The organism is Kitasatospora sp. NPDC088346, from assembly GCF_044740765.1.
Classification (GTDB): domain Bacteria; phylum Actinomycetota; class Actinomycetes; order Streptomycetales; family Streptomycetaceae; genus Kitasatospora.
Genome location: NZ_JBIURH010000063.1, coordinates 22028 through 32269 on the forward strand (window position 1 = coordinate 22028; position 10242 = coordinate 32269).

The 10242-nt window shown below is 69.1% G+C and carries 8 protein-coding genes and 1 pseudogene; 2 read left to right on the top strand and 7 right to left on the bottom strand.

The genetic code is table 11. From position 1 onward, the window contains the following. Positions 1 to 84: 84 nt before the first annotated feature. The 7 genes and pseudogenes from ACIOFR_RS37790 to ACIOFR_RS37820 all read right to left on the bottom strand — a co-directional run bounded on the left by ACIOFR_RS37790 (position 85) and on the right by ACIOFR_RS37820 (position 6655). Positions 85 to 723 (bottom strand): LuxR family transcriptional regulator, encoded by a 639-nt coding sequence (locus tag ACIOFR_RS37790; RefSeq protein WP_401004681.1) that lies wholly within the window; start codon positions 721 to 723, stop codon positions 85 to 87. A 127-nt stretch (positions 724 to 850) separates the two neighbouring features. Then, a complete protein-coding gene (locus tag ACIOFR_RS37795) occupies positions 851 to 1378 on the bottom strand; it encodes a DUF6069 family protein (RefSeq protein WP_401004682.1) in 528 nt (175 codons plus the stop codon). Between the two features lie 98 nt (positions 1379 to 1476). After that, positions 1477 to 3021 (bottom strand): SpoIIE family protein phosphatase, encoded by a 1545-nt coding sequence (locus ACIOFR_RS37800; RefSeq protein ID WP_401004684.1) that lies wholly within the window; start codon positions 3019 to 3021, stop codon positions 1477 to 1479. A 184-nt stretch (positions 3022 to 3205) separates the two neighbouring features. Continuing rightward, positions 3206 to 3847 (bottom strand): annotated as a pseudogene (locus ACIOFR_RS37805) (PAS domain-containing protein); the annotation flags it as partial. A 188-nt stretch (positions 3848 to 4035) separates the two neighbouring features. Beyond that, entirely contained in the window at positions 4036 to 5535 is a 1500-nt protein-coding gene (locus tag ACIOFR_RS37810; protein ID WP_401004686.1) for a long-chain fatty acid--CoA ligase, read from the bottom strand. 144 nt (positions 5536 to 5679) lie between these two features. Next, complete coding sequence (locus tag ACIOFR_RS37815) at positions 5680 to 6147, bottom strand: cupin domain-containing protein (RefSeq protein WP_401004688.1); 468 nt, start codon at positions 6145 to 6147, stop codon at positions 5680 to 5682. Positions 6148 to 6217: 70 nt separating this feature from the next. Next, positions 6218 to 6655 (bottom strand): DUF6069 family protein, encoded by a 438-nt coding sequence (locus tag ACIOFR_RS37820; protein WP_401004690.1) that lies wholly within the window; start codon positions 6653 to 6655, stop codon positions 6218 to 6220. A 242-nt stretch (positions 6656 to 6897) separates the two neighbouring features. On the opposite strand from ACIOFR_RS37820, the gene ACIOFR_RS37825 reads away from it, so the two are divergent. Both ACIOFR_RS37825 and ACIOFR_RS37830 read left to right on the top strand, forming a co-directional pair. Next, positions 6898 to 7515, top strand: coding sequence for a TetR family transcriptional regulator (locus ACIOFR_RS37825; protein WP_401004692.1), 618 nt, complete (start codon positions 6898 to 6900; stop codon positions 7513 to 7515). A 345-nt stretch (positions 7516 to 7860) separates the two neighbouring features. Beyond that, the gene (locus ACIOFR_RS37830) at positions 7861 to 9579 is read left to right on the top strand and encodes a CocE/NonD family hydrolase (protein ID WP_401004694.1); all 1719 of its coding nucleotides are present in this window, start codon (positions 7861 to 7863) and stop codon (positions 9577 to 9579) included. Positions 9580 to 10242 lie beyond the last annotated feature (663 nt).

The window sequence follows — 10242 nt, forward strand, 5'->3', positions numbered from 1 at the left end:
AATCGGCGGGAGGCATGGTGGCGGAGTCCGCGAACGGACGTGCGCCGGGAACGGGTGGGCGTGCTTGTGGCCGGACGGTGCTCATCACAGGTAGCCTTCGCGCATGGCGTGGGCCACGGCATGGGCTCGGTTACGAAGATTCATCCGGGTCATGACGCTGTGCAGGATGTTCTTGATGGTGCGTTCGGAGTACGCCAGCTTTGTCGCGATTTCGGCGGAGTCCATTCCGTCGCCGATCATCCGCAGGACTTCTCGCTCGCGGTCGGACAGGCCGACCAATGGCGCCGGCCGGCCGTCGACCGAACTGCGCTGCATCCGTCCGATCTGGGAGAGCAGCCGACCCAGCAGGTCGGGGGGCAAGTGCCCGTCCCCTCGTGCGGCAGCGAGGATGGCGCCGACGAGAGACGCCTCGCCGACCTGTGCCCGTCGCAGGACGGCGGCCACCCCGTCCTCCACCAGTTTCATCAGGTCGATCTCACGGACGTCCGTCGTGACCAGCACGACGCGCATGCCCGCGCCGCGGCGCAGCCGACGCAGTGTCACGATGGTGCTCTCGTCGCTCAGGTCGGCTATCAGAACGGCTACTTGAGGCTCGCCAGCCTCTGCCGACCCCTCGGGATCGGGGCCGATGAGGTGGATCTCCGGGCGGTGCCGCAACTGCGCGGCCACCCCCGCCCGGGAGAGTGGGTCGTCCGAGTGAATGCTCACTGTGATGCGCTGCATGAGTCTTTCTTTCGTTGTCGATCGGTAGAGAATCCGCGCCTGAGGCCGGTCGCGGAGGGCCGCGCTGGACGGACGACGCGTGCGGACCCGACGGGCAGCAGACGCCTCGGGCGCCCGGTGCCGGCCATCAGGACCGGCGCCGCCGTGAGCTGATCACGAAGGTGGGGATCACGGCCGCGCCGACGATCAGCTGCATCTGGGCCAGCAGGATCCGATCGGTGGTGGAGATGCCGGCTCCCGTCCAGGGGAACCCGCCGATGAGGACCGCGAGCGCGAGCACGGTCCAGGTGACGACGGCCCGCCGTGGCATGAATCGTTCCAGCAGTTCTAGCGCGCCCCAACCCGCCAGTGCGGGAACAACGGTGAAGGCGCTCGCCAGGTCGACCAGTACGGACCGGGCCGGTTGGCCGAACTCCGCGGGGGTTTTGAGGTCGTACCCGAGGTGGTCGAGAACGCTCAGGTACACGTGGTTCGCGACGAGCCCGACGCAGATGGCGACCGGCCGCAGCAGTTGGCCCGGGGAGTCGGTGGGATGGGGGTGGACAGGGCCGGAGTGGCGGTCATGGTGGTTGCTTCGTTCGGGGAGGAGTCGCCGGTCGGCGGATGGTGGGCAGGGCGGGGTGCAGGAGCTGGTGGGAGCGCCTGGGCGTAGCATAATTTCATGCTGTGCGGAAATTAGTTTCATCGTATGATGAAACTCTCGGCGGCAGCAAGCGGCGCCCTCCCTCGGCTCCTCCGGACCGTCGGAGAGGCTCAGGGAGCGGGGACGGACTGTTCGGCCCAGATGGTTTTGCCCGTGCGGGTGTAACGCGTTCCCCAGCGCTTGGTGAGCTTGGCGACGAGCAGTAGTCCGCGGCCGCCCTCGTCGCTCAGGCGGGCCCGGCGTAGATGGGGGCTGGTACTGCTGCCATCGGAGACTTCACAGGTGAGCGTGCGGCCGTTCCGGACCAGCCGCAGGCGTATGGGGCCGGTGCCGTAGCGGATGGCATTGGTGACCAGTTCGCTGACGACGAGTTCGGTGATGAACGAGACGTCGTCCAGCTCCCATGCGGTGAGGCGCTCGCCGGCGAGTCGGCGAGCCTCTGCCACTACCGCCGGGTCGCTCGGCAGGTCCCAGGAGGCGAGGCTGGCCGGGCCCAACGTCCGGGTCCGGACCAGGAGCAGGGCCACGTCGTCGTCCCTGGGCGGACGCAGCGCGTCCAGGACAGAGTCACAGCGGGCCTCGAGTGTGGAGGTCGGCCGCGCGATCACCCGGCGCAGGGCGTGGATCCGTTCGTCGATGTCCTGGCCGTGGTGCCCGATGAGGCCATCGGTGAACAGGGCCAGCAGGCTGCCCTCGGAGACTGCCAGTTCGGTCGCCTCGAAGGGCAAGCTGCCGAGTCCGAGAGGGGGGCCGATGGGGAGGTCGAGGGCAATCGCCGTGCCGTTCGGTTGGAGCAGGACCGGCGCGGGGTGGCCCGCCAGGGCCAGAGACAGAGTGCCGGGGACGGGATCGTAGACGGCGTACAGGCAGGTGGCCCCGACGTCTCCGGGAATCTCGTTGTCGGAACCCAGCGGCGGCGTCGTATGGGTCACGATGTCGTCGAGGTGGGTCAGCAGTTCGTCGGGCGGTAGGTCGATGTCGGCGAGGGTGCGTACGGCCGTGCGGAGGCGGCCCATGGTAGCCGAGGCGTTGATGCCGCGGCCCACCACGTCGCCAACGACGAGGCCGATCCGGGCGCAGGGTAGGGGGATCACGTCGAACCAGTCACCGCCCGCCCCGGCGCTGCCACTTGCGGGTAGGTAGCGGGAGGCTGTGTGCGCGGCCAGGTGGACCGTCGGACCCCTGGGTAGCAGGGAGTGCTGCAGCGCGAGGGCGACGGCATGCTCGTGAGTGAAGCGGCGGGCGTTGTCCAGGCAGACCGCGGCCCTGACGACCAGCTCCTCGGTGATGATGAGGTCGTCGGGGCGGAACAGGTCGGCAGCGGTTGAGTATCTGAGGAGCAGCACCGTTCCCAAGGTCCCGCTCTGTGCCCTCACTGGCGCCGCGATCAGTGAGCGCACCCCGTACGCGTGGGCGTGTGCCGCGTGAGGCGGGTCGTCGGCCAGCCATCGGACGGTCGCTGGATCGCCGAAGTCGTTCAGTTCCGCGTGTCCTCCGGCCAGGCAACGGGCGAGCGGCGAGGACGCCGGAGGTATGTGGACCTCGTCGGCGCCGAGCAGGGCTCCGGACGGGAGCGGGCGGGAGCACCCCTGCGCCGCGCGCCGAAGGATCGCCGAGCCGACGAGAGGACCGGGCGGCGGCGGTGCACCGTCCATGACGGTGTCGAGTAGGTCGACAGAAGTCCGAAAAGCGCGGTACCAGAACGTCGACCAGTTCCTGGGCGCTGTCCGCGAGGTCGAGGCTCATCCCCATGTGGGCTCTGGCCTCGCTCAGCAGAGAGAGTCGTTTCCGCGTGGCGTACTGCTCGGTGTGGTCGTCCGCAGCCAGGCCCACCGCGCGGACCCGGTCGTCGGCGTCCTTGAGCGGGAAGACATCGACGGCCCAGGCATGTGCTCGCGACTCCTGAGGAAGCCTCACGAAGAATTCGGTGTACTCGGGCTCACCAGTGCGGCTCACCCGCAGGATCCGCCGTTCCACCTCCTCAAAGGCGGGACCGGGCAGGAACTCAGTGAGCCGCCGGCCGGGGATTTCACGCTCGGGGAGGCCGACCAGCCGCTTGGTGGCCTTGTTCGCCGTGAGGGCCCGACCGTCGCGGTCGTAGATCGCGAGGACCCTGTGCATCTGGTCGAAGGCCCGCACCATGAGGCTGTCGTTGCTCGGTGTCGGCGCTCCCCGGTCCGGCGAGACCATCACCAGCACGGCTTCCTGCAGGTCGGCGTCGAGCATGGGGACGAGGATGGCCCGCGCGTCCAGAAACCGGCCGTCGCTGTGTAGCAGAACCGATGCGTCCGGGGAGAGAAGATCTGCCAGCGGCCTGCCCGCGAGCTGCGCCGGGGTGTAGCCGAGGACCTCCGGTACTTCGTGGCTCCAGTACGCCACGCGCCTTCGCTCGTCTGTCACCGCGAATGCGATGGAGCCGTCGGGGAGCGCGGATCCTGGTGAACCTGCGTCCTGGTCAGGCCGTTCGCCGGGGCCATCCATGGTGGCGCACCTGGCCCTCCTGCCTTGGTGGCGTACTTTCCAGCATCATCCGGCTGAGGGGGGACTGCAAGGCAGGTTAGGTTGCACGCTGGCGTCGTGGTCCCCGTGTCGTCGGCCAGCGTGCGCTGCCGTTCAGCTTCGGGCGGCCGCCGCTGCGGTCGACGCCGTCTACCGAGGGCCGGTCCGGGTCAGGGGCCGACCGGGTCGACGGTGATCTCACGTTTGAGGATCTTGCCAGTGGGCCCCTTGGGGAGCGCGTCGGCGAACGTGACGACCCGCGGGTACTTGTAGGCGGCCACCTGTGCTCTCACGTGGTCCTGGATCTCCTCGACGGTGGCGCGCGTGCCGGGCTTGAGCACGACCACCGCCGCGACTTCCTCTCCCAGCATCGCGTCCGCCACGCCGACGACGGCCGCTTCGGCCACTGCGGGATGCCCGTAGAGGATCTCCTCCACCTCGCGCGGGTAGACGTTGTAACCGCCACGGATGATCACGTCCTTGGTGCGGTCGACGATGAAGTAGTAGCCGTCCTCGTCGACACGGGCGAGGTCGCCGGTGTGGAACCAGCCGTCGCGGATCGCCTCCGCCGTGGCGTACGACTGGTTGTGGTAGCCGGCCATTACGTTCTCGCCGCGGATCGCGATCTCGCCGACCTCGCCCGGGTGGGCCGGCGTGCCGTCGGCCCGGACCAGCCGCAGTTCGACGCCGCGGACGGGCAGACCGATGGAGCCGGGTTTGCGTGGGCGGTCCGGCGGGTTGAAGGCGGCGACCGGGGACGTCTCCGACAGGCCGTAGCCTTCGAGGACGTCGACGCCGAAGCGCTGCTCGAAGCCGTGCAGCACCTCCACCGGAAGCGACGCGCCGCCGGAGACGGCCAGCCGCAGGCGAGTGGGGTCGAAGCCGTCGGGGAGCCCGGTGTGCAGGAGCGCCGAGTACATCGTCGGGACACCGAGCAAGACGGTGACGGCGTCCCGGCGGATGATCTCGAGCACGGCCGCCGGGTCGAACCGGCCGAGGAGGGTCAGCGTGGCGCCGGCGGCCACGGCCGTGTTGAGACCGCAGGTCTGGCCGAACGCGTGGAACAGCGGCAGGCCCCCGAAGATCACGTCGTCAGGGGTGAGACGGAACAGGGAGCGGGCGACGGTGGAGGTGTTGCTGAGGAGGTTGCGGTGCGTCAGCTCGGCGCCCTTGGGCGTGCCGGTAGTGCCCGAGGTGTAAAGGATCACCGCAAGGTCGGTCTCGCCCGCCGTGACGACGGAGTGCAGTGGTTCGGTGCGGTCGAGTCGGTCGTCGAACGGGCCTGGTTCGACGACCAGGAGGTCGGTTCCGGCGATGCTGGCGGCTTTGGCGGCCTCGGCGGCCGACACCGGCGAGACCAGGATTGTCCGGGCGCCGGAGTCGCGCAGGGCGAAGGCCATCTCCCTGGCCTTGAGCAGCGGGTTCATCGGCACGACGATGGCGCCTGCGCGGAGGATCCCGTAGTAGGCGACGGGGAAGTGCAGCGCATTGGGCATGCACAGAGCCACCCGGTCGCCCGGGCGGACACCGTCGGCCCGGAGCAGGGCGGCGGTCCGTGCGCTCAGGTCGTCCAGGCGGGTGTACGACAATGCGTCGTCCCCGTCCCTGACGGCGATCCGGTTGCCGTGGGCCGATGCCGAGGCTGTCAGCAGGGTTGCGATGTTGGTCATGGTGAGTCCATGGGAGTTCGGGTTGGACGGTGGTGGTCAAGCAGGTGGCCGCGCCCGGGGACACGCCGCTGGGACGGCCGCCCATCCCGTTCGGGAGGGACGGGAGGCCGCCCCGGGGCGGATGGCCGGCCCGGAGGAGGGCACTCAGCGGGGCGGCCCGACGATGACGTTGCCGCGCAGGGCGGCGGCTTCGGCGAGCCGGTCCTTGCTGATCTCGAACCCGTCGGGGCGGGGAGTGGTGATGTCGCGTCCGGCGTGCCGGAACATCTCCTCGATACCCCCTGGGGTGGTGATGAGGAGGAGGTCCGCGCGGTCGGACGTGATGCGGTAGCTGTGCGGGATATTGCGCGGCAGGTAGACGACCCCGCCTTCGGAAAGTTCGTGGCGTTCGTCCCCCACCCACACGAGTGCCTCACCCCCGAGGAGGAGGAACACCTCGTCCTCCCGGGTGTGGAGGTGGAAGGGCGGGGCTTCGCCCTTCCGGTGGTCGAATCGTCCGACGGTGAGCTGCCCTTCGGTGGCCTGGCTGTCGAGCAGAATCGTGAACAGTCCGCCGTTGAGCCACTCGACGGTCTGCTGTTGGTCGGGTTGAGCGAGGTAAGCCATGGTCATGGGAGCCTCCAAGGTGGTGAGACGTGTGCTGGCCGCCATGAGGGGCACAGCCGATGGGGCGGTGCCGCTGTCAGCGTCGGCGCATCGAGGTGATGATGAACGTGGGGATCACCGCGGCACCGACTATCAGGTGCATCTGGGCCAGCAGGAGCTGGTCGGTGACGGTGATGCCGGATCCGTTGTACGGGAGGCTGCCGACGAGTGTTAGGACTGCGAGCACGGTCCAGATCACGGTGGCGCGTCGGGGGACGAACCGTTCGAGCAACTCCAGCAGCGCCCAGCCGAGCAGGGTGGGGATGATGGAGGAGGCGCCCACCAGGCTGATCAGAACGGACTGTGTCGGCTTGCCGAACACCGCGGGGGTCTTCAGGTGGTAATCGAACGCGTTGGTGAGGACGAGCATGTATAGGAGGTTCGCAAGGAGGCCGATGCAGATGGCGGTCGGCCGTACCAGCAGGTTCGGGGCGCGCGACGGGCGGCTGGCGGGCGGTGGCGGTGGGGTGGCCATGATTGGGCTCCGTGTTCAGGGGCTGGAATCGGGGGATGCCGGGAAGAACGGGCGGCATCGGGTTGGCTGACGTCGGATCGGCCCGGGCCGGGACGGCGTGCGGGGCCGTGGTCCACCGGTGCTCGGGCAGGCGCAGGCCCCGGGCCATAATTTCCTCAGGCGCTGAAACTAATTTCACCGTATGCTGAAACTGCGGGGCATGGCAAGATGTCCCTCCTGAGCTGTGCGGAAGGCGGTGCGGAGTGACTGGGCGAGGCCCCCGTGGCGAGCGCGGAGAGCAGGCGGACAAGATCCTCGCGGCGGCCCGCAGATCCTTCGCCACCCGCGGCTACGCCGCGACCTCCCTGCGGTCGGTCGCCTCGGACGCCGGCGTCGACCCGGGCCTGGTGCACTACTACTTCCGCGCCAAGGCCGGCCTGCTGGAGGCGGCGATGCAGCCCCCGGACACCTTCGGTGCCGCCGTGGCCGCCGCCGCCGAACAGCCACTGGAGCGGCGCGGGCGCGCCTTCATTCAGGCCACCATGCAGCTGTGGGAGGATCCTGCCTCCGCCGAGATCCTGCGCTCCATTGTCCTCACCGCCGCCCAGGAATCCGCCGCCATGCAGCGGCTCAGGCAGCTGTTCTCCGAACTCGTCCTGGCGGTGGTCTCTCACAGCCTGTCCGATGCGGAGCGCAGCCTGCGGGCGAGTCTCATTGCCACCCAGATTGTCGGCATGGTCATGAACCGCTACATCTGGCAGGTAGGGGACGTGGCCACGCTGCCCGCCGACACTGTCGTCGACCTCATCGCCCCCACGATCCAGCGCTACCTCGATCACCCTCTGCCCGCAGACCTCGCCGACCCGGGGGCTGAGGGCTGACCGGTCCCGCCCCGGTCGCTCGTTTTCGTGGGCGCGTTCGTCTGCCTTGCGCACCCGCACCAGGGAGCCGTGCGAGGCGTGGCGCCTCCACGGACCGCGACCGTCCGCACCAGCCGGCCGTCCTACTCGGTTCGCCCTGGCCTCGGGTTCCTACCCGAAGCTGACTGTCGACGGCGCCGCGGCCTGATGCGCCGCGTGACACTCCCGCTCGTGCGGCCCTCCTGGGCATGCTGCCTTGCCCTCCAGGCCATAGTTTCATTTCATGTGGAAATTCTTCTTGCCCGCCGTGGGGCGCCGACGTACGGTGGGCCTCCATAATTTCTGCAGATGTTGAAATGAGGCGGCATGGCTCGCATCAACGCAGCCGGGGTGGACCCCGGCCAGCGTCGGCTGAACGGACCGCAGACCACCGGGCGCAGCTACCGTGACCTGTCCCCGGCCTCCCACCGCACGATCCGCGAGGACAACGTGCCCGTCCCGGTCCGCGACGGCGTCCGGCTCCTGGCGGACGTTCACCGGCCCGACGCGAACGGCCGGTTCCCCGCGCTCATCGCGGCCGCGCCCTACCCCCGCCAACTGCAGGACCTGGGCGCCCCCGCAGCGGTCATCGAGGCCGGAGCCAGTGACTTCTGGGCGCCCCGCGGCTACGCCCACGTCATCGCCAACCTCCGCGGCACGGCAGGTTCGGGCGGCACCTACACCCTGTTCGACGAACAGGAGCGCCAAGACCTCTTCGACCTGGTCGAATGGGTCGCCAGGCAGCCCTGGTGCGACGGCAACGTCGGCATGATCGGTATCAGCTACTACGCCATGACCCAGCTGGCGGCCGCCACCCGGCGGCCACCCCACCTCAAGGCCCTGTTCCCCTTCAACGTCACCGTCAAGGTCCGCGAAGCCGCCTACCACAACGGCCTGTTGAGCGAGGCCTTCATCGCCCCCTGGATCCGTGCCCTGGGCGTCCTGTCCGCGCACGGCGACCGCCTCTACCGCGGAGGGCCATCCCGGCTGCTGCGCCGCATCCTGGCGGTCCCGGCCGTCCACAGGCAGTTCAGCCGCACTGACGGGATCCAGGCGACCCGTGGCCTGCGGTTGATCAGCCGCTTCCACCACGACGACCACCCGTGGAACGACCTGCTGGCCGCAGTGACCACCGAACACCCGGTCCAGGACGCATGGTGGGACGAACGCGACCTGACCGAGCTGCTCACCGCTGTGGACATCCCCGTCTACCTCGGCGGCGAATGGTCGAACGTCCCCCTCCACCTCCCAGGCCTCTTCCAGGCCTGGGACGCCCTCGCCCACAACCCGCACATACGCCTGGCCATGCTCGGGGACCACAGCCTGCCCTGGCCCTGGGAGAGCCTCCATATCGAGGCCCTCGCCTGGTTCGACCACTGGCTCAAGGGCCGGGACACCGGTATTCTCGACGGCCCCGCCGTCCGCTACTGGCTGCCCGGCGCCGAACAGTGGCGTACCGCCGACCGCTGGCCCCCGCCGGCCACCCACGCCGCCCTGGCCCTCAACGCCGACGGCTCCCTCACAGCCGACGAGCGGCCCGGTGCGTGCAGCTATGCCACCGATGGCGCGAACTCCATGCCCGGACTCCTGAGTTGGACCAGCGACCCACTGCCCGAGGGCATTGACATGGTCGGTTACCCCGAACTGCGGCTCACCGCCACCAGCACCGCGAACGACACCGCGTGGATCCTGCTGCTGCAGGACATCGGCCCGGACGGGAAGGCCACCGACATCACCCAGGGCTGGCTGCGCGGCGGTCTGCGCCACGTCGACGAGGAGGCGAGCCGGATAGGCCGGCCCGTCCTCCCGATGACGACCCAGGATCCCGTTCCCGCGGGGGAGCCGGTCGACTACCGCATCCCGCTTGTGGCCAACGCCCGCCGTTTCCACCGTGGGCACCGTATCCGACTGATCCTCACCAGCGACGACACCCGCAAGGACTTCCGGCCTATGCTGCTTTTCAGCCACGCCCCGGTCGCCGTGCCGGCCGTCAACACGGTGCACTCCAGCTCGCGACTCCTTCTCCCGATCCTGGACGGGCAGTGAGCGCGACGACCAACGACATGACACCCGGCCTTACCGGTGTCCGTGCCTCCGGACAGCTTCGGCGCGTGTAGTCCTGAGATTGCTCCGCACAGTGGAAGCATGCCTGGTCGAAGGTCCAGGCATGCACCACTTGCTTCTCTCGGGGACGCCGCCAGCGCAGAGGTACGTCACCCGTGCCGCCCCGTTGTCCTCGTCCGTGACCACCCACGTGCCATTGCAGTCTCGTTCACGTGCCAGGTCCGCGAGTGCCACTGCCAAGGCTCGGTCGAAACAGAGCCACCGGAACGCCTCGTCCACCTCGATCTCGTACAGGAACATCTCGCTGTCCTTGTCCGGATGCGTCATCTCGGCGCCGGTAACCATGCCCGCCGGGTACGTCATCGAGATACGCGATCAGGAGGTGGTGGCGCTCATTCGCCAGGAATGCGGCCCGCCCGACCTGCGCTGATTCACCGCCCGTTCCGAGATCACCATCGGACCGCTCCCGGGCTCTTCGCGCCACCGCACTCGATCTGCAGCGATCGACTTTCCTGCAGGCCCCCGCATAACACCCCAGTAACAGCACGGTCCTGCGTTCCGCGTAATTCAGCGGCCTAGAGTCACGAATTTGGGGTCTGACCTGCGCGGACATGGGTGAGGGCGCCTGAGAGTCGTTTCTCTAGG

Excerpts from the sequence above, each read along its gene's own strand:
- ACIOFR_RS37820 (WP_401004690.1), bottom strand. The coding sequence starts at position 6,655 with ATGGCCACCCCACCGCCACCGCCCGCCAGCCGCCCGTCGCGCGCCCCG.
- ACIOFR_RS37795 (WP_401004682.1), bottom strand. The coding sequence starts at position 1,378 with ATGCTACGCCCAGGCGCTCCCACCAGCTCCTGCACCCCGCCCTGCCCA.
- ACIOFR_RS37790 (WP_401004681.1), bottom strand. The coding sequence starts at position 723 with ATGCAGCGCATCACAGTGAGCATTCACTCGGACGACCCACTCTCCCGG.
- ACIOFR_RS37800 (WP_401004684.1), bottom strand. The coding sequence starts at position 3,021 with ATGGACGGTGCACCGCCGCCGCCCGGTCCTCTCGTCGGCTCGGCGATC.
- ACIOFR_RS37810 (WP_401004686.1), bottom strand. The coding sequence starts at position 5,535 with ATGACCAACATCGCAACCCTGCTGACAGCCTCGGCATCGGCCCACGGC.
- ACIOFR_RS37815 (WP_401004688.1), bottom strand. The coding sequence starts at position 6,147 with ATGACCATGGCTTACCTCGCTCAACCCGACCAACAGCAGACCGTCGAG.
- ACIOFR_RS37830 (WP_401004694.1), top strand. The coding sequence starts at position 7,861 with ATGGCTCGCATCAACGCAGCCGGGGTGGACCCCGGCCAGCGTCGGCTG.